The following is a 20,689-nucleotide window of genomic DNA, read 5'->3' on the forward strand; positions in this document are numbered from 1 at the left end:
AAGAACCAGGCGGCGCCGGATGAAAGCGCCGCGACGAGGCCGACCGGGTGTAACGTCCCTTCCTCCCGGATCGACAGAGGCCGGAAGCACGCCGCCGCAGGCTGCTTCCGGCCTTGCTTGTCGTTCGTCCGCCCCCTTGGCGTCCTCCCTTTGCTTTTCATCCATTGGCGTCTATCACCGTGCCGACGCCCTGCCGGGTGAGACACCACGAAGACGCAAGCGCCTAATGACGGATCTCTTCCATCCCACGCCAGGCAATCCGCCGCCGCAAAATGTCGCCGGCGGCTTTTTCACCACGCGCGACGGCAAGAAGATCCGCTACGGCCTGTTTGCCGCGGTCACTCGGCCGCTGAAAGGCACCGTCGTGCTGCTGCCCGGCCGCAACGAGTGCATCGAGAAGTATTTCGAAACCATCCGCAACCTGACCGACCGCGGCCTCGGCGTCGCCACGCTCGACTGGCGCGGCCAGGGCGATTCCGACCGGCTGATCGCCGATCCGCAACGCGGCTATGTCCGCTCTTTCTACGATTACACCGGCGACCTCGAACAGTTCTTCGAGGATATCGTGCTGCCCGACTGCCGCGGCCCGTATTACATCCTCGCCCATTCGATGGGCGCCGTGATCGCGCTGCTCGCGGCGCCGTCGATGGTCAACCGGGTGCGTCGCATGGTGCTGATTGCGCCTTTCCTGACGGTGCCCGACTCGCCCGTGTCGGCAAAAACCGCGCGCCGCGTCTGCTCGGTATTGTGCTTTCTCGGCCTCGGCCGGCTCTACGCCGCCTGGGGTCCGCGTCCCAGGGAAACCCTGCCCTTCGCCCTCAACAAGGTGACATCGGACCCCGGGCGCTATCAGCGCAACACGAAAATCTACGAGCACTATCCGCAACTGGCGCTCGGCGGGCCGACGATCCGCTGGCTGCAGGCGGCAATCAAGGCAGGCGAAGCCATCAGTGAGCCCGACTTCATAGCCAGGATCCAGGTGCCGCTGCTGATGATCGCCGCCGGCGCCGATCAGGTCGTCTCGACCAAGGCCGTGGAAGCCTATGCCAGGCGTCTGCGCCTCGGCTCGCTGCTGATGATCGATGGCTCGAAACACGAGATCCTGCAGGAGGCCGATGTCTATCGCGAGCAGTTGCTCGCCGCCTTCGACGCCTTCATACCCGGCAACGACGACCCGACAGCCTGATGCCGCCGGCGCTGCATGTTGCGGCGCCTTGAGCTTGCGTCGCCTGCTGACAGCCTTCTGTCAGGAGCAGCGCCGGCAGCACCCAAAGAGCTAAAGATTCTGACAGCCGGTGCCGCCCCGGAATGCTCATCTCTCCGGGTCGAACCGAACGCCAAGGAGATGACGTCATGACCGAGAAAACCTGCGCTGCCTGCGATTGCCAGCTGGACGCCAACCCGATCCGCGTCAAGGTCGGCGGCAAGACCGTCGAGGTCTGCTGCGAGGAATGCGCGATTGCGCTGAACGAAGCCGGCGCCTCAGTGGCCGGCGCCGGCAACGGGGAAGCCTGAGCGATGCGCCCCGATCATGCAGCGCAATGCCTCGCACATCAGCCGACAACTCAAACCGCGACGTTCCGGCGGTCCTTGCGGACACAAGGCATCGCGGCGGCCAACTGGATCGGCCGTCAACTGGAAAGGCGCCGAAGCCGCCTTGCCTTGCTCGAAATGACCGACGAACAGCTCAAGGACATCGGACTGTCGCGCAGCGACGCTCACTGCGAATACATGCGCCGTTTGTGGGACTGAGCCATGGCCGTACGAAGGGCCCGACAGGTGAAGTCTCCTGACAGGTTTGGACAAGCCAATCGCCTAATGTGCCGGAGCAGCTTTCGGCGCAAGGGTAGAATGCAACGGCCATGTCTCAGCTCACCATGTCGCAGTTCACGGTACAGACGCTTCTGGACACCGGCACCGTCAGGGTGAGGGATGTCCTCTGCAGCGGCGAATGCCGGCACAAGAGCGAAGAAGAGTGCACCGCTGCCACGCATCTTGTGTTTCCCTATCGCGGCGTCTTCGTGCGCCATGTCGGCCGCAACGATGCGGTCGCCGAAGCCAACCAGTTGTTGTTCTTCAACAACGCCGAAGGCTACCGGATCAGCCATCCCGTCGAGGGTGGCGATTCCTGCCTCGATCTCGTTGTCGAGGAGGCGCAACTGCAGGAGTTGACGCCGAAGGAGCAGTTGCGCTCGGGCAGCGCCGTGGCGTTTCGTCGTCAGCGCCGCCGCATCGACCCGCGGGCTCAGGCGCTGGTGGCGGTGCTGCGCCACAGCCTGAGCCGCAACATTGCCGAAACGCTGGAGGCCGAAACCCTGGCGCTGACGCTGGTGCGGCGCTCCCTCGGCGAGCGCACCTCGCATTCCGCCGGCGCCAGCGCTGGCCGGCAGAAGCTGGTCGATCGCGCCAAGCTCGTCCTGTCCTCGGATCTTTCGCGGCGCTGGACGCTGGCCGAGATCGCCGCTGAAGTCGGGGTATCACCGGTTTATCTCACGCAGGTTTTCCAGCAGGTCGAGGCGATGCCGCTCTATCGCTACCATCTGCGCCTGCGGCTGGCGCGCGCGCTCGACCTGCTTGGCCGCTACGACAATCTGACCACGCTCGGCCTGGACCTCGGCTTCTCCAGCCACAGCCATTTCAGCTCAGCGTTCAGGCAGGTCTACGGGCGAACGCCGGCGGAATTCCAGCGCTCGATCAAGCCGCGCTGATCGGGTCGACTATCAGCCCCGCAGGGCTGCCATTGCAGCCGCATGAAGCTCCGGCGTTGCGGCGGCCAGGATGTCGCCGCCCTTTTCCGCCGGACCGCCCTCGAATGTGGTGACGACGCCGCCGGCCTTTTCGATGATCGGGATCAGCGCCACGATGTCGTAGGGTTTCAATCCGGGATCGGCGACGATGTCGACGCTGCCCGAGGCAATCATGGCAAAGGCGTAGCAATCGGCGCCGTAGCGGGCGAGCTGGATCTGTTTCTCGAACGCGTCGTAGCGGGTGCGCGCCTCGCCCTTGAAAAGCGCCGGCGTGGTGGTGAACAAGGTCGCCTCGTCAAGCTTCGTCGTCTTGCGGGTCGACAGCTTCCGCGGCCCGCCGGGGCCTTCGTAGTGGGAGCCGGAAGCGTTGGCGTAGAACAGCTCGCCGGTGAAGGGCTGCGCCATCATGCCGGCGACGGCGTCACCGTCGACCGTCAATCCGACCAGCGTTCCCCACACCGGCAAGCCTGAGATGAAGGCGCGGGTGCCATCGATCGGATCGATCACCCAGACATGCCTTGAGGAGATGTTTTCGCTGCCATGTTCTTCGCCGAGGATACCGTGATCGGGATACTCAGCCGAGATCAGCGCCCGGATGGCGCGCTCGGCCTCGCGGTCGGCCTCGGTGACCGGGTCGAAACTGCCTTTTTCCTTGTTGGCCACCGCGCCCTGTGCGCGGAAACGCGGCAAGGTTTCAGCCGCCGCCGCTTGCGCGATCCGGCGCATGAAATCGATGCTGATGTCCACGTGATTCTCCCGCATTGCAGAGTGCCAACCGGTCTGGCGGCACTTTCCCGCCAAAACAAGCCGGTTTATCGATTTATCAGAGACATCATCGTTGCCGAAATGTCACACATCGGGACCATCGAAACGCATTTTCACATCAGAGTGAATTAAAAAAGCGTGGGATCGATTGACATTTGTGCATCGCACAATAAATTTGTTCTCGGACAGGTTTTCCTGTCCATGCCCTCCTTGGGCGTTTCCTCCCTAGACTTCGACCGTGTCGTGCAAACGATGCGGTCTTTTTTTACGCTGCGGGATGGCCAGCGCGGGATCTCATGAACAGCCGCCGCCCCGGCGTCATTCGGCGGCCAGCGGCAGGTCGACGAAGTGGTGGTCGGGCATCGCCATCAGGTCGGCCGAAAAGCGCGCCATATCGTCGGCCAGCGCATCGAAGCCGGCCGATTTCTGGAACGTCCGCTCATTCATGTAGAGGCCGCGATTGACCTCGATCTGCAGCGCATGCAGATGGCGCGCCGGCCGGCCGTAATGCTCGGTGATGAAACCGCCTGCATAGGGTTTGTTGTGGGCGACGGTGTAGCCCATGCCGATGAGCAGGCCGATCGCCGTCTCGGTCAGGGCCGCCGTGGCCGAGATGCCGAAACGGTCGCCGACGATGAAATCCGGCCGCAGGCCGCTGTCGCCCACCCTGATGCTCGCCGGCATCGAATGGCAGTCGATCAGCACGGCATAGCCGAACCTGGCATGGGTTCTGGTCAATAGCCGCTTCAGCGTCTCGTGATAGGGTTTGTAGACCGCCTCTATGCGCTGGACGGCCTCCGCCAGCGGCAGACGGCCGGAATAGATGTCGAGCCCCTCACCCACCAGCTTGGGCACCGTGCCGAGCCCGCCGGCGACGCGCGCCGAGCGGATGTTGCAGAAGGACGGCACCGGCTCGGCGAACATGCGCGGGTCGAGTTCCCAGGGTTCGCGATTGACGTCGAGGTAGGCGCGCGGAAAATTCGCCGCCAGCATCGGCGCGCCCAGCACCACCGCGCTGCCGAACAGCTCGTCGACATAGCAATCCTCGGAGCGGCGGATGGCGTTCCGGTCGAGCCGCGCCATGGCCAGGAAGCGGTCTGGATAATAGCGGCCGCTATGCGGTGAGTTGAAGACGAAGGGAACGCGCTGCTCGGCGCCCGATCGGATTTCGAAGGGTGGAACGACCGAAAAATCTTCGGCTGCCGTCGTCAATTTGAACGAACCCGGAAACAGCAATGCATCATGATGGGAAACTGCCACCTCATCGGCCGCATGTCCAGCATTTCGGCATGTCAGGAACCCCGTCAAATCAGGATTAATGCCGCCAACGTTCACTTGATGTTTACCGTCAGCTCCTCATATACAGGATGGTTAACGGGCTTGCCGGACGGCAGGCTTGGCTGGGGTGATTCGGACGGGACAAGATGGCACGCATTCTGCTGGCGGAAGACGACGACGACATGCGCCGGTTCCTGGTCAAGGCACTGGAGCGGGCCGGCTACCACGTCAGCGATTTCGACAATGGCGCCAGCGCCTACGAGCGGCTGCGCGAAGAACCTTTCTCCCTGCTGCTGACCGATATCGTCATGCCGGAGATGGACGGCATCGAACTCGCCCGCCGCGCCACCGAGATCGATCCCGACCTGAAGGTGATGTTCATCACCGGTTTCGCGGCCGTCGCGCTCAACCCCGATTCCAAGGCGCCGAAAGACGCCAAGGTGCTGTCCAAGCCCTTCCACCTGCGCGATCTCGTCAACGAGGTCGAAAAAATGCTGCAGGCCGCCTGAAGCACGCACAGTGTGATCTCGCCGCTTCGTCGGCGGCGCGACAAAACGAGCCTTTCTTTCCCTTTCCGGCTATTGACGCGCTGGACCAAAAATGGTGTATGCGCGGCTTCGGATGGGCGTGTAGCTCAGCGGGAGAGCACTGCATTGACATTGCAGGGGTCACAGGTTCAATCCCTGTCACGCCCACCATCCTTTCAATAACTTAGCCAAGCCCGTTTTTGGCTGACCCCTTCGACGACTTAGCCGGTAAGGCGGCCACCGCTTGTGGCAGCCGCCTCGTGTTTGTGGACATTCTAATGCATGGCGCTCAAAAGTGGCCCCGGTTTTGAGACGACGACATGCATAAAAACAAAGACCTAAAGCGCGTCGTCTGAGTCCGTTCAAACGCGACGCGCTTTAGACGTGGTGCGGGCTTAGCGTCCTTGAAGGCGCAGGCTCGATGCCGTCCTCCATAAGAATATCCTTCTTGCGAGCGAACGCGACGAAGACGCCTCGTGCTGTCTCGGGTTCCACATCGCCAATCAGAGCGGCTTTGCAAGCGCGAATAGCAGCTCTCTGCTCCGGGCTGTTGCCACACCATTCGGATGCGAATTGATAGGCATCTGCGACCGTGTTGAGTTGGCGGGGATAGCCCAATCCCACCCACACCCGGACTGGCTTTTCAAAAGGTTTCGATAGCATCATGACCTCCTTTCCTAATGCATGTCACCCAGAAGTATGCCGCGGTTCTGGGACAACGACACCGTTTCGCGACGCGCTTTAGGCAGTCACTCCTCCGCCTTCGCCACCTCTGCCCATCATCCACGGCATTGTCGTGGATACTTCCTCAAGGATTCTGGCTGCTTTCGCAAAACCGCTGAACGCGTCTCTGGCTCCGGAAAGCGGATAATCGCTATCGAAAGCTCGCTGGCAGGCCCGCAATGCGGTTTGGTGAATGGGGCCGCGCCTGTCCTTCGGCCATTCATAGAGGAACTCCAGAGCGTCCTCGAGACACGTGATTTCCTGAACAAGGTTGTCGCCGCTTTTCACGAAAACGGCGCTGTCAAACATCCGATCGTTCATATGATCCTCCAATTTGAACGAACCATTGAGTTTCATGGTTTGCGCGGTCCAGGCCAACTGCAGGCGCGCGACAGAGGCGCGCCAGTACGTCCTGCAGTGATCATCTTCGTTTCTCCGCAATCACAGCCTCCCGGCCGAAAACCGGGAGGCGGACCCGCAGTTCAAAGTGTGACAGATCGACAGGATTACGCGGCTTTACGCGCGCGGTCCGTGTCTTGCGTGATCTGAGTGGCGGCCGTCGGCGTGTCGCCCACGCCGATGCTAATGCGGCGCGGTTTCAGCTCTTCGGGAATCTCACGGACGATGTCGATCGAGAGGAGGCCATTCTCCAGTTTGGCTGCCTTGATCTTCATGTGGTCGGCAAGCTTGAACGTCTGCCTGAAACTGCGATAGGCGATGCCCTGGTGCAGCAGCTGGCGTCCGCTCTGATCATCAGCCTTCTGGCCTACCACGACCAGTTCGGGTCCATGCTGGGTCAGCTCAACCTCATCCTGGCTGAAGCCTGCGATGGCCATCGAGATACGGTAATCGTTCTCGTCGACCTTCTCGATGTTATAGGGCGGCCAGTCTGGACGCGTGCCGCTGTCGAGCATGTCGAAAAGCCGGTCGAAACCGACGGTGGTCCGATAGAGGGTATCAAAGGTTCTCATAGCCACATCCTCCTTGAAGCAACATGGGTACAAGGACGCCGCCCCGTGCGGCGCCGCCATTTTTTGCCGAGCCTTATGGCCTTGGCGGAAATCGAATTAGGAGGCGCCCCAAATGAGTTCAAGAGCATCTCGAATTTTTTTTAGTAGCATCCTTCGCATCGACGGAAAGCGAAATCTGAGTTTCTACGGGACCTTCCCTTCGAACAGTCGAACAGCCCCTTGAAGTACATATCCGGCGGGAAGTTTTCGCGCGATCTGCGCGACCGCATCGTCTACTGCCCCGCCGTCCCGTTTCGTATTCAAATGCCGGCCAGCAAGGAACCGGGTAGCGGCCTTCCGATCCGTAAATCCACCCTGTCGGGGGCGAAACGTCCCGGCACGTGCCGGGACGTTTCTGGCTCGCGGATCACTGTGGCCGCGGATCGGGCCTGTCGGGCTTGTCATGAGGGGTGTTGTTGCCTTCACGGCACGGTGTGCCGATGCCGCAGCATTTGCCGTTGTAGGTGACACCGGGCTTGGTCTTCTCGCATTCCCTCGGCGGTGCCGTCTGACACCCTGCCAGCACCGAAACCGCGATGGCGGCGAGAAATGCGTTTCTTGAAGTGATAAACATTGACGTTCTCCTTGATGGACCGTGTTTGCTACACACCGCTTGGTCGCGGGCGGCAGCGAAATGGTTCAAGGAAAATTGGAATCAGGCCGCGCCGAGGCGGACATCACCCTTCTCAATATGGTTGAGAAACCACGCATATGTCTGTTCCAATCCATCGCGAAGCGCGTAGCGCGGGCGCCATCCCGTCGCAAACAGCCGCGAAACATCCATCAACTTGCGCGGCGTGCCATCTGGCTTGGTCGTATCGAAGGCGATATCAGCCTCGACGTCGGCGACCGATGCGACGGTCTGGGCAAGCTCGGCAATGGTGACATCCTCGCCCGAACCGACATTGACGTGGCTGTCGCCGGCATAATTCTTCAACAGCCAGACCAAGGCATCGGCGGCGTCGTCGACATGCAGGAATTCACGCCGTGGCGTGCCCGAGCCCCAGACCTCGAGGCTGTTGCCGCCGCTCAGCGCCAGTGCATGCGCCTTTCGCATCAGGGCCGGCACGACATGGCTGGACTGGAGATCGAAATTGTCGCCAGGACCGTAAAGGTTGGCCGGCATCGCCGAGATGTAGTCGACGCCATGCTGGCGCCGATAGGCCTGGCACAGTTTGAGCCCGGCGATCTTGGCGATCGCATACCATTCATTGGTGGGTTCGAGCGGACCGGTCAGCAGCGCGTCTTCCCTGATCGGCTGCGGCGCGAGCTTTGGATAGATGCAGGACGAGCCGAGAAACAAAAGCTTGCCGACCTCGCTGCGAAAGGCGCCGTCAATGACATTGCCCTGCATAACCAGGTTTTGCTGCAGGAAATCGACAGGGAACCGGTCATTGGCCAGGATACCGCCGACTTTGGCGGCCGCCATCACCACCGCATCCGGCCTGTGCTCGGCCATCCAGCGCCGCACCCCTGCCTGGTCGAGCAGGTCGAGCCTGTCGCGCGATACGGTGAGTATCTCGCAGTCCTCGCTCGCCAGCCGGCGCACGACGGCCGAACCGACCATGCCGCGATGCCCGGCGACGAAGACACGCTTGCCTTTCAGATCAAATGTCGCATCCATGAACCTGCCTCACGCAGAACGGCTGTTCTGCCGCGTGCCGCCGGCGGTGCGCGCCAGATCGGCCTGCACCATTTCCGCCACCAGATCCCTGAAGCCGGTCGTGTGCGACCACCCCAGCCTGGCTTTGGCCTTGGCGGGGTCGCCGAGCAGCAGGTCGACCTCGGTCGGCCGGAAATAGCGCGGATCGATGCGCACCAGGACAGTGCCCGAACCGGCATCGACACCGACTTCATCGACACCCTCGCCTTGCCAGCGGATGGTGCGGCCGGTCTCGGCAAACGCCAGCTCGACGAATTCGCGCACCGAATGCGCCTCGCCGGTCGCCAGCACGAAATCGTCGGCTTCGCTGTGCCGCAGAATGCGCCACATGCCCTCCACATAGTCGCGCGCATGGCCCCAATCACGCTTGGCGTCGAGATTGCCGAGATAGAGCGTGTCCTGCAGGCCGTGATGGATCGAGGCGACGGCCCGCGTAATCTTGCGGGTGACGAAGGTCTCGCCGCGTGTCGGGCTTTCGTGGTTGAACAGGATGCCGTTGGCGGCGAACATGCCGTAAGCCTCGCGGTAGTTGACCGTGATCCAGTAGGCGTAAAGCTTGGCCGCGGCATAGGGCGAGCGCGGATGGAAGGGCGTCGCCTCGCTTTGCGGGACCTCGCGCGCCTTGCCGTAAAGCTCCGACGTCGATGCCTGATAGAAGCGCACCGACTTCTCCAGGCGCAGGATGCGGATCGCCTCGAGCAGCCTGAGTGTTCCCAGCGCATCGGCATTGCCGGTGTATTCCGGCGTCTCGAAACTCACCTGGACATGACTCTGGGCGCCGAGATTGTAGATCTCGCCGGGCTGTGTCTCCTGCACCAGGCGAATAAGGTTGGTCGCGTCGGTCAGGTCGCCATAATGCAGGAAGAAACGCGCACCGCGCTCGTGCGGATCGACATAGATGTCGTCAACGCGCTCGGTGTTGAACGAGGACGAGCGGCGTTTGACGCCATGGACAATATAGCCCTTCTGCAGAAGCAATTCTGCGAGATAGGCCCCGTCCTGCCCGGTAACCCCGGTGATGAGCGCCACTTTTTCCGTCATTGCCGCTCCGTCCGCATCCAATCCCGGCAACCGAATACAGATTTGGCGCGAGAACGCAAATCCCCCATACGGGGGACAGGTTTCAGCCAGCGATTGTGTCGTTCTCAGGCACCTGCAACCGCGCAGAAATGCTTCATCCTGGCCAGCGCAAGCTCGGGATCGGCGAGCAACCCTGCCTGGTCGGCAAGGCGGAAGATGTCGGCATAGTGCAGGATGCCGCGCGCCGACTGCATGCCGCCGACCATGGCGAAATGGTCCTGATGGCCGTTGAGCCAGGCCATGAAGACGATGCCGGCCTTGTAATACTCCGTCGGCGCCTCGAAGATCTTGCGCGACAACGGCACTGTCGGCGCCATCAGCGCGTCAAATCCGGCGCGGTCGCCGTCAGCCAGTTTCGCGAGCGCCGCACTGGCGACCGGCGCGATGGCGTCGAATATGCCGAGCAAGGCGTGCGAGTGCCGCTTCCCGTCGCCGGCAATCAGTTCGGGATAGTTGAAATCGTCGCCGGTGAACATGACGACGCCTTCCGGCAACCGGTTGCGCAAGGCAACTTCCTTGCCGGCATCGAGCAGGGAAATCTTTATCCCCTCGACCTTGCCGGCATGGCGCTCGATGATGGCGACGACGGTGTCGAGCGCAGCCTCGAAATTCCCACTGCCCCAATATCCCTGCAACGCCGGATCGAACATGTCGCCCAGCCAGTGCAGGATGACCTTGCCGGATGCCTGGCTGAGGATGCGATCGTAGACCCTGATATAGTCGTCCGGATCTTTTGCGACCGCCGCCAGCGCCCGGCTGGCCATCATGATCGCGTTGCCGCCCTCGCCTTCGATGAAGGTGAACTGCTCCTCATAGGCGGCGATCACATCGTCGAGCGTTCTGGCAGCAGCCGGCGCCAGATGATCGGTGCCCGCGCCCGAGGCGAGGTCTGCGCCTTCGACGCTGCGCGCCTCGGCGATCGAGCGGCGGATCAATTCCTGCGCATTCGCCCAGTCGAAACCCATGCCGCGCTGGGAGGTGTCCATCGCCTCGGCGATGCGGAAGCCAAGCCGCCACAAATGATGCCGAAACGCCATCGTCTTGTCCCAATCGACCGCAGGCTTCGACCAGGGGTCGGTCATCGCGAAAGGATCGGCGACGACATGGGCGGCGGCATATGCGATGCGCGGGAAAACCGCACCGATTACGGGCTCGACCGGACTGCCCGCGAGCTTGTAGCTGACGCGGCCGCCATTCTGCGTAGGCAGGGTGATATCCATGGCAACCTCCGTTTTCGGCATCCTATAAATGGAACGTTCCAATAAATCAAGAACCTTTATGATTGCGGCGATTGAACCGGTCCAAATGCCGAAGAAGGCTAAGAGTCCTTGCTAGGAACCACATTCACCACCTTTTCGATCTCCGCAAGAATCCCGATTGACTCTCGGTTGGCAGAGTGATTAGAACGTTCCAATAGATTTGCCCATTTAAGCGGAGGAAACCACCGACATGGCCAGCCGGGCCAAGGCAACGATCCTGGACATCGCCCGCGAGGCTGGTGTGTCCAAATCGACGGTGTCGCTTGTGCTGCAAGGCTCAGGGCTGATCCGGCCTGAAACCGCGGTCAAGGTTCGCAAGGCGATCGAGGATGTCGGCTATGTCTACAACCGCGGCGCCGCCAATCTGCGCAAAGCCCATTCCAACGTCATCGGCATGGTCATCAACGATCTCACCAACCCCTTTTTCGCCGAACTGGCGGTCGGCATGGAGCGCGTCTTCCAGTCAGCCGGCATCGTGCCCTTCATCGCCAACACCGCGGAGAACCCGGTGCGCCAGGAAGAAGTGCTGAAGTCGCTGATGGAACAGGGCGTCGCAGGCCTGATCGTGTCACCGGCGCGCGGCACCACGCCGGGCGCCTTCCGTCGCCTCGAGATGGCGGGCGTGCCGGTCGTCTTCGCCATGCGCCGCCTGCCGGACAGCCGCATCCCGGTGATCGCGCCTGACAATCATCGCGGCGCGTATCTCGCCGCCGCCCATCTGATCGGCAAGGGCCATCGCCGGCTGGCCTTCTTCGGCGGCACCTCCGACCTAGTCGTCTATCAGGAGCGCCTGGGCGGTTTTCGTGAAGCTTGCGAGACATTGGGCATGGCCAGACGCGACGTGCTTGTCGTCGAAGGCGAGACCAGCCGCAGGGGCGGCATCGCCTGCCTGGAAACCGCCCTTGCCATGGCCGAGCCGCCGACGGCGGCGCTGTGCTTCAACGACGCCGTCGCCTTCGGCGTCATGCTGGCGCTGCGCAAGCGCGGGCTGGAGCCCGGCGCGGATTTCGCCGTCGTCGGCTTCGACGACGTGGTCGAGGCCGAGCATTATATGCCGGCGCTGACCAGCGTCTCGGTGGACACACCCGGCCTCGGCGAACGCGCCGCCCACGTCATGCTGAAGATGATCCAGTCGCGCATCACGCATGCCGAGGACCATATCGGCGCCGTCAATCTGGTCGTCAGGGACAGCTGCGGTCCCGATCGCGGCGCCCAGGACACATCAGCAGGAATGGGAGACGCGGCATGAGCGTCAAATGGGGACTGATCGGCGCCAGCACGATCGCCAAACAGTTCATGATCAACGCCATCCGCGCGCAAGAGGGTGGCGAGATCGCGGCGGTGATGAGCTCCAGTCCGCAGCGCGCCAAGACTTATGCCGCGGAACAGAATATTCCGCTTGCCGTCTCGACGCTGGACGACCTGCTCGGCGCCGAAATCGACGCCGTCTACATCTCGACCACCAATGAACTGCATCTCGAACAGGCGCTGGCCGCGATCAAGGCGGGAAAGCATGTCCTATGCGAAAAGCCGCTGGCGCTGACCAGCACTGACGCGCGCACCATGGTCGCCGCCGCCAAGGAAGCCGGCGTGGTGCTTGGCACCAACCATCATCTGCGCAATGCCGGCGCCCACCGCGCCATGCGCGACGCCATATCAGCCGGCCGCATCGGCAAGCCGATTGCCGCGCGCGTCTTCCATTCCGTCTATTTGCCGGAAAACCTGCAGGGCTGGCGCATTACCAAGCCTGAGGCCGGCGGCGGCGTGGTGCTCGACATCACCGTGCATGATGCCGACACGCTGCGCTTCGTGCTCGGCGACGACCCGGTCGAGGTCTCCGCCTTCACCCAGTTGGCCGGCATGGCCAGCAGCGGGCTGGAAGACGGCGCCATGTGCATCTGGCGCTTCGGGTCAGGCATCATCGCCCAGTCGCATGAAGGCTTCACAACCAAGTTCGCCGATACCGGCTTTGAGGTGCATGGTTCCGAAGGTTCGCTGATCGCAAAAAATGTGATGACGCAGAAGCCAGTCGGCTCGGTGCTGCTACGCACCGCCAAAGGCGAGGAGGAACTGAGCTTCGACCGAGAAGACCTCTACGCCAGGTCGCTGCGCCAGTTCCATGCCGCCATGCGTGGAGAAGGCCAGCCCTCCGCCACCGGCGAGGACGGCGTCTGGTCGCTGGCCTCAGCCGAAGCAGCGTTGCAGTCGGCAAAGTCCGGCAAGGCCGTCACTATCGATCCGAAAGGTGTCGTGTGAGCAAGCTCGTCTCCGCCGCTGAAGCAGCAAGCCTCATCAAGGACGGCATGACCGTCTCCGTCTCGTCATCGAGCGGGCTCGGCTGCCCGGACGCCGTGCTCGCCGCCATCGGCGAGCGCTTCGACGCCGAAGGCCATCCGAAAGACATCACCACGCTGCATCCGATCGCCGCCGGCGACATGTATGGCATCAAGGGCATCGACCATCTGGCCAAGCCCGGCTTGTTGAAGCGCACGCTCTGCGGCTCCTATCCCTCAGGCCCCTCCTCGTCCGAGCCGCCGCAGATATGGAAGATGATCGGCGACAATTCGGTCGCCGCCTACAACGTGCCCTCCGGCATCCTGTTCGACATGCACCGCGAGGCCGCCGCCAAGCGGCCGGGCGTGCTGACCAAGGTCGGCCTCGACACTTTTGCCGACCCGCGCCACCAGGGCTGCGCCATGAACGCGGCGGCAAGCGAGCCGATCGTCTCGGTGCAGCAGTTCGACGGCGAGGAATGGCTCTATTTCCGCTCGATCGTGCCTGACATTTCGATCATCCGCGCCACCACCGCCGACGAGCGCGGCAACCTGACCTATGAACATGAAGGCGCCTATCTCGGCGGCCTTGAACAGGCGCTCGCCGCCCGCAACAATGGCGGCATCGTCATTGCGCAGGTCAAGCGCGTCGTCGAGAACGGCACGCTGAAGCCGCATGACGTGCGCGTGCCCGGCGTCCTGGTCGACCACATCGTGGTGGCGCCGGACCAGTTGCAGACGACGTTGACGCCTTACGACCCGGCGGTTTCGGGCGAGATCTTCCGGCCGTTGTCCAGCTTCCGCAACGCTGAGATGAACGTCCAGAAAGTAATCGCGCGCCGCGTCGCCATGGAATTGCGCGACGGGATGGCGGTCAATATCGGCTTCGGCATCTCGGCAAACGTGCCGCGTATCCTTCTCGAGGAAGGCCAGCACGGCAAGGTCACCTGGGTGATCGAGCAGGGCGCCGTCGGCGGCGTGCCGCTGCTCGACTTCAAGTTCGGCTGTGCCTCGAACGCCGAGGCGATCATGCCCTCGCCGCACCAGTTCATCTATTTCCAGGCCGGCGGCTTCGATGCCTCGCTGCTCTCCTTCTTGCAGATCGACCGCCATGGCTCCGTCAACGTGTCGAAACTCTCGGCCCTGCCACATGTCACCGCCGGGGCCGGCGGCTTTATCGACATCACGGCACGGGCGAAAAAGATCGTCTTCTCCGGCTTCTTCAATGCCGGCGCCAAGCTTTCGCTCGCCGATGGCGGCATCCGCATCGACGCGGAAGGCAAGGTCAAGAAGGTCGTCAACGAGGTCGAACACATCTCTTTCTCCGGCAAGCGCGCCGTCGCTCAAGGCCAGGACATCACCTACGTCACCGAGCGTTGCGTGATGAAGCTGACGCCGGACGGCCTGATGGTGACGGAACTTGCGCCGGGCGTCGACCTCGAGCGCGATGTGTTGGCTCAGTCCGAAACACCGCTCGGCGTCGCCAACGACCTCAAGGTGACACCGGCGGCGCTGTACCAGGATCGGCCGATCGGCCTGTCGCTGAATGGCGGCGCTTCTCTCGGAGGCGCGCATGGCTGAGCGCCTCGTCACCTTCGAGCAGGACGGCGCCATCGGTATCGTCACGCTGCGCCGGCCGGAGAAGTTCAACGCGCTGGACATTCCAATGCTGCGCGCGCTCGAGACAGCGCTCGACGAAGCCGAAATGGCTGAAGGCGTGCGCGTCGCGCTGATCCGCGGCGAAGGCAAGGGCTTTTGCGCCGGCGGCGATGTCGAGGCCTGGGGCGAGATGAGCGCTGCCGACTTTCAGGTGCAATGGGTGCGCTACGGCCACCGCGTCTTCGACCGACTGGCGCGGCTGCGGCAGCCGACCATCGCGGTGCTTTCCGGCCATGCGTTGGGTGGCGGGCTGGAGCTGGCAGTCGCCTGCGACTTCCGTGTCGCCGAAACGCAGGTGAAGCTCGGCTTTCCCGAGACATCGATCGGCGTCGTCCCCGGTTGGTCCGGCACGCAGCGCGCCGTGCGCCGCTTTGGGGCCCAGATCGTGCGCCGCATGGCGCTCGGCGGCGAGCTCTTTGCCGCCTCCGACGCGCTTGCACTCGGCGTCGTTGACCGCGTGGTCGAGACCGGCCAGGCGCTGGCAGAGGCCAGGACTTGGGCCGAAAAAATCGCCGGGCGCGGGCCGCTCGCAACCGAAGCCGCCAAGCTGATGATCGCAGTCGCCGAAGGCGAGGAAAGTGCGGCCGCCACCGAGGCGCTCGCCAGCGGCTTCGTTGCGCTGACCGGCGACCTCAAAGCCGGCGTGAGCGCCTTCAAGGCCAAGCAGAAGCCGGCCTTTTCAAGATCCTAGAGAAAGCATGATGAACGCACCGCTCAACATTTCCATGCCGGCCGAGGCGTCCAAGGCGCCGAAGGCTTACAAGCTCCTGATCGACGGCAAGCATGTCGATGCCCGTGACGGCCGCACGATTGCGCGCAACAGCCCCGGCCATGGCTTCACCGTTTCGCGCTATGCGCAGGCCGGCGAGGCCGAGGTGGAGGCGGCCATGCAGGCCGCGCACAAGGCATTCGAGACCGGCCCGTGGCCGCGCACGAAGGCGGCCGAGCGCGCCGCCATCCTGCTCAAGACGGCCGACCTGATCGAGGCCCAGCTCGAAGACATCGCCCGACTCGATGCGCTGGAATCCGGCAAGCCGATCGCCCAGGCGCGCGGCGAGATCGGCGGCGCCATCGACATCTGGCGCTATGCCGCCTCGCTCGCCCGCACGCTGCACGGCGAAAGCTACGCCAATCTCGGCGACGCCATGCTGGGCGTGGTCCTGCGCGAGCCGATCGGCGTCGTCTCGATCATCACCCCGTGGAATTTCCCGTTCCTGATCGTCAGCCAGAAACTGCCCTTCGCGCTCGCCGCCGGCTGCACCGCGGTGGTCAAGCCGAGCGAAATGACCTCGGCCTCGACCTTCGTGCTCGGCGACATCCTGATGCAGGCCGGCCTGCCCGCGGGCGTCGTCAACATCCTGGCCGGCCTCGGCGCCGATGTCGGGGGGCCGATGGTCAGCCATCCGCTGGTCGAGATGGTGTCGTTCACCGGCTCTACCCGCGTCGGCAAGATGACCATGGCTTCCGCCGCGCAGTCGCTGAAGAAAGTCTCGATGGAGCTCGGCGGCAAGAACGGCCAGATCGTCTTCCCCGATGCCGATCTCGAGGCGGCCGCTGACGCAGCAGTGTTCGGCGGCTTCTTCAACGCCGGCGAATGCTGCAATGCCGGCAGTCGGCTGATCGTGCATGAAGCCATCGCCGACGATTTCCTCGCCACTGTCAAGGCCCTGACCGCCAAGGTAACGGTCGGCGACCCACTCGACGACCGAACCAAGGTTGGCGCGATGATATCAGCCGACCATCTGACCAAGGTCGCAGATTACGTTGCGGCAGCAGCAAAAGACGGCAGCAATGTCTATAGCGGTGGCGGCCAATTGGCGTCCAATGCCGGCCAGTACCTCGATCCGACCATCATTCGCGGCGTTACCGAAGACATGGCTATTGCGCGCGAGGAAGTGTTTGGCCCGGTGCTCTCCGTGCTGACTTTTGGATCGATTGAAAAGGCGTTGCACATCGCCAACAACACGCCCTATGGTCTGTCTGCAGGGGTGTGGAGCGCCAGAATCGACACTTGTATGTCGGTGGCGCGTGGTGTGCGTTCGGGGACCGTTTGGGTGAACACATTCATGGAAGGCTTTCCCGAGTTGCCATTCGGGGGCTACAAGCAGTCCGGCATCGGACGCGAACTCGGCAAACGCGCTGTCGAGGATTATACCGAGGAAAAGACAATCCAGTTTCATCGCGGCCAGCGCACCGGTTGGTGGGTCGGCTGAGTTTGGAAGAACCCGGTGGGCTTCCACCGGTCGTGTAATGCAACAAGGGAGGTAGAACATGTTGCGCAAACTGCTTATCGGAACGGCTCTGGCGACGGCCTTTGCTTTCTCGGCCCATGCCGAAGACGTCAAGGAAGTGCAGATGCTGCATTGGTGGACGTCGGGCGGCGAAGCGGCTGCTCTCAACGTCCTCAAGGGCGACCTTGCCAAGGAAGGCTATGCCTGGAAGGACGTGCCGGTGGCCGGTGGTGGCGGCGACGCCGCCATGACTGCGCTGAAGGCGATGGTCGCGGCCGGCAATTACCCGACCGCGTCGCAGATGCTCGGCTACACCGTGCTCGACTATGCGGCGGCCGGCGTCATGGGCGACCTGACCGAGACGGCGAAGAAGGAAGGCTGGGACAAGTCGGTTCCGGCAGCCCTGCAGAAGTTCTCCGTCTATGATGGCAAGTGGGTCGCTGCTCCAGTCAACGTCCACTCCGTCAACTGGCTGTGGATCAACAAGGCGGTGATGGACAAGATCGGCGGCACCGAGCCAAAGACCTTCGACGACTTCGTCGCCCTGCTCGACAAAGCCAAGGCGGCTGGCGTTATTCCGCTCGCCCTTGGCGGCCAGAACTGGCAGGAAGCCACCATGTTCGACTCGGTTGTGCTGTCGACCGGCGGACCTGAGTTCTACAAGAAGGCCTTCAACGACCTCGACGACGAGTCCCTCAAGTCGGACACGATGAAGAAGTCGTTCGACAACCTCGCCAAGCTCGTCACCTATGTCGACCCGAACTTCTCGGGCCGCGACTGGAACCTTGCCACCGCCATGGTCATCAAGGGCGATGCCCTGGTGCAGGTGATGGGTGACTGGGCCAAGGGCGAGTTCAACGCCGCCAAGAAAACGCCGGGCACCGACTTCCTGTGCTATCGCTTCCCGGGCACGGAAGGCTCGGTGGTCTACAACTCCGACATGTTCGGCATGTTCAACGTTCCGGACGACCGCAAGGCCGCCCAGGTCGCGTTGGCCACCGCCACCCTGTCGAAGAGCTTCCAGTCGGCCTTCAACGTCGTCAAGGGTTCGGTTCCCGCCCGTACCGACGTTCCGGACACCGACTTCGACGCGTGCGGCAAGAAGGGCATCGCCGACCTGAAGGCTGCCAACGAAGGCGGCACACTGTTCGGCTCGCTTGCCCAGGGCTATGGCGCGCCTCCGGCGGTCGCCAATGCCTACAAGGACGTCGTTTCGAAGTTCGTCCACGGTCAGATCAAGACCTCGGACGAAGCCGTGACCGAACTGGTCAAGGCAATCGACGACGCCAAGTAAGCCCTGGCCGGCAAGACACCTTTCCCGCTTCGGCGGGGAAGGTTCGCCTCAGGATTGGCCGGCTGGCGCAATTCCAGGAAAAGTGTGAGCGGTTTTCCGGCCGGAATTGCGTAAAAGAAAGAGTTAGAGAGGTTCGCCGTTTCCGTGAAACGGTGAAACCCTCTTGAACACCATGCCGACCAGAGACCCGTATGCACGGGGCCGCCTTGCCTCCTGACGGCAGAGCACGGACGACCCTAACGGGAGGAGCCTCATGAGCAGTGTAGCGACGACCCAGATCAAGCTGACACCCGAGCGGTCTCGCCCCTCCGTGCGCGCGCGATTGCAGGACGCGCTGCCGAAGATCGTGCTGGCGCCGAGCTTCGCCATCACCATCGTCTTCGTCTATGGCTTTATCATGTGGACTGTCTATCTGTCCTTCACTAATTCCAAGACCTTCCCGTCCTATGTCATTACCGGACCACGCGCGTATCTACGGCTGTGGGGCTGGACGTTCGACTCCGACCCGCCATCGAGCTGGTACACGTCGATCGTCAATATGGGCATTTTTGGCTTTCTCTACATCGCCATCTGCCTGGCGCTCGGCCTGTTCCTGGCCATCCTGCTCGACCAGAAGATTCGCGGCGAAGGCGTGTTGCGGCCGATCTATCTCTACCCGATGGCGCTGTCCTTCATCGTCACCGGCGTCGCCTGGAAATGGTTCCTCGACCCCGGCCTCGGTCTTGAGCAGACCTTGCATCAGTGGGGCTGGACGAGCTTCCATTTCGACTGGATCAAGAACAAGGATTTCGTCATCTACACGGTGGTCATTGCCGGCGTCTGGCAGGCCTCCGGCTTCATCATGGCGATGTTCCTGGCCGGCCTGCGTGGCATTGACGGCGAGATCATGAAGGCGGCGCAGATCGACGGTGCCACCACCTTTCAGCTCTACCGCCGCATCGTCATTCCGCTGCTGCGGCCAATCTTCCTGTCGGCCTTCATCGTGCTCGCGCACCTTGCCATCAAGTCCTACGATCTCGTCGTGGCGCTGACCAGCGGCGGCCCCGGTGGCTCGGCCTGGCTGCCGTCCAACTTCATGTATGAGTACACCTTCAAGCGCAACGAAATGGCCGTCGGCTCGGCCAGTGCCGTGATCATGCTGATGACCATCGTCGCCATCATCGTGCCCTATCTCTATTCCGAACTGCGGGAGAAGCCGCGATGAGCGCTGTCGCCACCCCTGCCCGCCCCGCTGCTTCCCAAAAGGCCTCCGGCGGCATGAGCACCAAGACCCTCAACCGCATCGTCATTTACGGGCTTCTGGCGCTGTTTGCGCTGTTTTATCTGATGCCGCTGTTCGTCATGCTGGTGACCTCGTTCAAGACCATGGACGAGATCCAGAACGGCAACATGCTGGCGTTGCCCACGGCGCCGACCTTCGACCCGTGGCTGAAGGCCTGGGGCGAGACCTGCGTCGGCCTCACCTGCGCCGGCATCAAGGGCTATTTCTGGAACTCGATCAAGATGGTGGTTCCAGCCGTACTGATCTCGACCATGCTCGGCGCGCTCAACGGCTACGTCTTGACCAAATGGCGTTTTCGCGGCGCCACGCTGGTGTTCGGGCTGATGCTGTTTGCCTGCTTCATTCCGTTCCAGTCGGTGCTGCTGCCGATGGCGACCATTCTCGGCAGCTTGGGACGTTTCGGCGTGAAGCTGCAGAATGCGACGGGTACGAGTTTCGGTCTCGGCAATCCGACGGTCAACCTGGTCTTCGTCCATGTCGTCTACGGCATCGGCTTCACCACGCTGTTTTTCCGCAACTATTACGAGGCGTTCCCGAACGAACTGATCAAGGCGGCGCAGGTCGACGGCGCCTCCTTCTTCCAGATCTTCCGCCGCATCATGCTGCCGAACTCGATGCCGATCTTCGTCGTCACCGTCATCTACCAGTTCACCAACATCTGGAACGACTTCCTGTTCGCTTCGGCTTACGCCGGCACAGGCGACTCCATGCCGATGACGGTGGCGCTCAACAACGTCGTCAACACCTCGACCGGCGTCGTCGAATACAACGTCAACATGGCGGCCGCGATGATCGCGGCTCTGCCCACTCTGATCGTCTATGTCGTCGCCGGCCGCTATTTCGTGCGCGGGCTGATGGCTGGCGCGGTCAAGGGCTGATCAATTCGGAAGGAACGACC

At 62.7% G+C, this 20,689-nt stretch carries 22 protein-coding genes and 1 tRNA gene; 14 read left to right on the plus strand and 9 right to left on the minus strand.

The features are described from left to right. Window positions 1-226: 226 nt before the first annotated feature. The 4 genes from NKJ88_RS02245 (at window position 227) to NKJ88_RS02260 (ending at window position 2,708) form a co-directional block, all read left to right on the plus strand. Window positions 227-1,186: an alpha/beta fold hydrolase gene (locus NKJ88_RS02245; RefSeq protein ID WP_352443492.1), complete on the plus strand. Its 960-nt coding sequence runs from the start codon at window positions 227-229 to the stop codon at window positions 1,184-1,186. Between the two features lie 167 nt (window positions 1,187-1,353). Continuing rightward, complete coding sequence (locus NKJ88_RS02250; protein ID WP_023695699.1) at window positions 1,354-1,515, plus strand: hypothetical protein; 162 nt, start codon at window positions 1,354-1,356, stop codon at window positions 1,513-1,515. A 3-nt stretch (window positions 1,516-1,518) separates the two neighbouring features. Beyond that, the gene (locus NKJ88_RS02255; protein ID WP_023671199.1) at window positions 1,519-1,752 is read left to right on the plus strand and encodes a DUF1127 domain-containing protein; all 234 of its coding nucleotides are present in this window, start codon (window positions 1,519-1,521) and stop codon (window positions 1,750-1,752) included. Window positions 1,753-1,877: 125 nt separating this feature from the next. After that, a complete protein-coding gene (locus NKJ88_RS02260; protein ID WP_352443542.1) occupies window positions 1,878-2,708 on the plus strand; it encodes a helix-turn-helix domain-containing protein in 831 nt (276 codons plus the stop codon). A gap of 12 nt (window positions 2,709-2,720) precedes the next feature. Here the strand turns inward: NKJ88_RS02260 and hisN are convergent, their stop codons facing one another. Both hisN and NKJ88_RS02270 read right to left on the minus strand, forming a co-directional pair. Further along, window positions 2,721-3,494, minus strand: a complete 774-nt coding sequence (gene hisN / locus NKJ88_RS02265) for a histidinol-phosphatase (protein ID WP_352443493.1) — start codon at window positions 3,492-3,494, stop codon at window positions 2,721-2,723. 336 nt (window positions 3,495-3,830) lie between these two features. Next, a complete protein-coding gene (locus NKJ88_RS02270) occupies window positions 3,831-4,772 on the minus strand; it encodes an N-formylglutamate amidohydrolase (protein ID WP_023671196.1) in 942 nt (313 codons plus the stop codon). Between the two features lie 164 nt (window positions 4,773-4,936). Here NKJ88_RS02270 and cpdR point away from each other — a divergent pair, with 164 nt between their 5' ends. Both cpdR and NKJ88_RS02280 read left to right on the plus strand, forming a co-directional pair. Then, window positions 4,937-5,299 (plus strand): cell cycle two-component system response regulator CpdR, encoded by a 363-nt coding sequence (cpdR, locus tag NKJ88_RS02275; protein ID WP_023671195.1) that lies wholly within the window; start codon window positions 4,937-4,939, stop codon window positions 5,297-5,299. Window positions 5,300-5,413: 114 nt separating this feature from the next. Further along, a tRNA-Val gene (locus NKJ88_RS02280) sits at window positions 5,414-5,488 on the plus strand. A gap of 207 nt (window positions 5,489-5,695) precedes the next feature. Here the strand turns inward: NKJ88_RS02280 and NKJ88_RS02285 are convergent. The 7 genes from NKJ88_RS02285 to NKJ88_RS02315 form a co-directional block, all read right to left on the minus strand. Next, window positions 5,696-5,983 carry a DUF982 domain-containing protein gene (locus tag NKJ88_RS02285; RefSeq protein WP_352443494.1) on the minus strand — a complete coding sequence of 96 codons (288 nt, stop codon included), beginning with the start codon at window positions 5,981-5,983 and terminating at the stop codon, window positions 5,696-5,698. Between the two features lie 75 nt (window positions 5,984-6,058). Continuing rightward, entirely contained in the window at window positions 6,059-6,481 is a 423-nt protein-coding gene (locus tag NKJ88_RS02290; protein ID WP_352443495.1) for a DUF982 domain-containing protein, read from the minus strand. A gap of 65 nt (window positions 6,482-6,546) precedes the next feature. Continuing rightward, window positions 6,547-7,011 (minus strand): Hsp20 family protein, encoded by a 465-nt coding sequence (locus tag NKJ88_RS02295; protein WP_023671192.1) that lies wholly within the window; start codon window positions 7,009-7,011, stop codon window positions 6,547-6,549. 406 nt (window positions 7,012-7,417) lie between these two features. Then, the gene (locus tag NKJ88_RS02300) at window positions 7,418-7,624 is read right to left on the minus strand and encodes a hypothetical protein (RefSeq protein WP_023710933.1); all 207 of its coding nucleotides are present in this window, start codon (window positions 7,622-7,624) and stop codon (window positions 7,418-7,420) included. Between the two features lie 81 nt (window positions 7,625-7,705). Next, entirely contained in the window at window positions 7,706-8,674 is a 969-nt protein-coding gene (fcl, locus tag NKJ88_RS02305; protein ID WP_352443496.1) for a GDP-L-fucose synthase, read from the minus strand. A 9-nt stretch (window positions 8,675-8,683) separates the two neighbouring features. After that, window positions 8,684-9,754, minus strand: a complete 1,071-nt coding sequence (gene gmd, locus NKJ88_RS02310; protein ID WP_352443497.1) for a GDP-mannose 4,6-dehydratase — start codon at window positions 9,752-9,754, stop codon at window positions 8,684-8,686. A 104-nt stretch (window positions 9,755-9,858) separates the two neighbouring features. Beyond that, window positions 9,859-11,013, minus strand: a complete 1,155-nt coding sequence (locus NKJ88_RS02315; RefSeq protein ID WP_352443498.1) for a dihydrodipicolinate synthase family protein — start codon at window positions 11,011-11,013, stop codon at window positions 9,859-9,861. Between the two features lie 229 nt (window positions 11,014-11,242). Here NKJ88_RS02315 and NKJ88_RS02320 point away from each other — a divergent pair, with 229 nt between their 5' ends. The 8 genes from NKJ88_RS02320 to NKJ88_RS02355 all read left to right on the plus strand — a co-directional run bounded on the left by NKJ88_RS02320 (window position 11,243) and on the right by NKJ88_RS02355 (window position 20,669). Next, on the plus strand, window positions 11,243-12,301 hold the full coding sequence (locus NKJ88_RS02320) for a LacI family DNA-binding transcriptional regulator (RefSeq protein WP_023740951.1): 1,059 nt from the start codon (window positions 11,243-11,245) through the stop codon (window positions 12,299-12,301). Then, complete coding sequence (locus NKJ88_RS02325) at window positions 12,298-13,308, plus strand: Gfo/Idh/MocA family protein (RefSeq protein WP_023828235.1); 1,011 nt, start codon at window positions 12,298-12,300, stop codon at window positions 13,306-13,308. Before NKJ88_RS02320 ends, NKJ88_RS02325 begins: the two co-directional genes overlap by 4 nt. Then, on the plus strand, window positions 13,305-14,906 hold the full coding sequence (locus tag NKJ88_RS02330) for an acyl CoA:acetate/3-ketoacid CoA transferase (RefSeq protein ID WP_352443499.1): 1,602 nt from the start codon (window positions 13,305-13,307) through the stop codon (window positions 14,904-14,906). The genes NKJ88_RS02325 and NKJ88_RS02330 overlap by 4 nt, the downstream gene beginning before the upstream one ends. Further along, a complete protein-coding gene (locus tag NKJ88_RS02335; protein ID WP_023828237.1) occupies window positions 14,899-15,675 on the plus strand; it encodes an enoyl-CoA hydratase/isomerase family protein in 777 nt (258 codons plus the stop codon). Before NKJ88_RS02330 ends, NKJ88_RS02335 begins: the two co-directional genes overlap by 8 nt. 10 nt (window positions 15,676-15,685) lie before the next feature. After that, complete coding sequence (locus NKJ88_RS02340) at window positions 15,686-17,197, plus strand: aldehyde dehydrogenase family protein (RefSeq protein WP_352443543.1); 1,512 nt, start codon at window positions 15,686-15,688, stop codon at window positions 17,195-17,197. A gap of 58 nt (window positions 17,198-17,255) precedes the next feature. Continuing rightward, window positions 17,256-18,509: an ABC transporter substrate-binding protein gene (locus tag NKJ88_RS02345; protein ID WP_027049809.1), complete on the plus strand. Its 1,254-nt coding sequence runs from the start codon at window positions 17,256-17,258 to the stop codon at window positions 18,507-18,509. Window positions 18,510-18,762: 253 nt separating this feature from the next. Further along, window positions 18,763-19,713: a carbohydrate ABC transporter permease gene (locus NKJ88_RS02350; protein ID WP_023683220.1), complete on the plus strand. Its 951-nt coding sequence runs from the start codon at window positions 18,763-18,765 to the stop codon at window positions 19,711-19,713. Continuing rightward, entirely contained in the window at window positions 19,710-20,669 is a 960-nt protein-coding gene (locus NKJ88_RS02355; protein WP_023671181.1) for a carbohydrate ABC transporter permease, read from the plus strand. Before NKJ88_RS02350 ends, NKJ88_RS02355 begins: the two co-directional genes overlap by 4 nt. The last annotated feature ends 20 nt before the right edge of the window (window positions 20,670-20,689 follow it).

Origin of the sequence: Mesorhizobium sp. M0016, assembly GCF_040324035.1 — a bacterium.
Classification (GTDB): Bacteria; Pseudomonadota; Alphaproteobacteria; order Rhizobiales; family Rhizobiaceae; genus Mesorhizobium.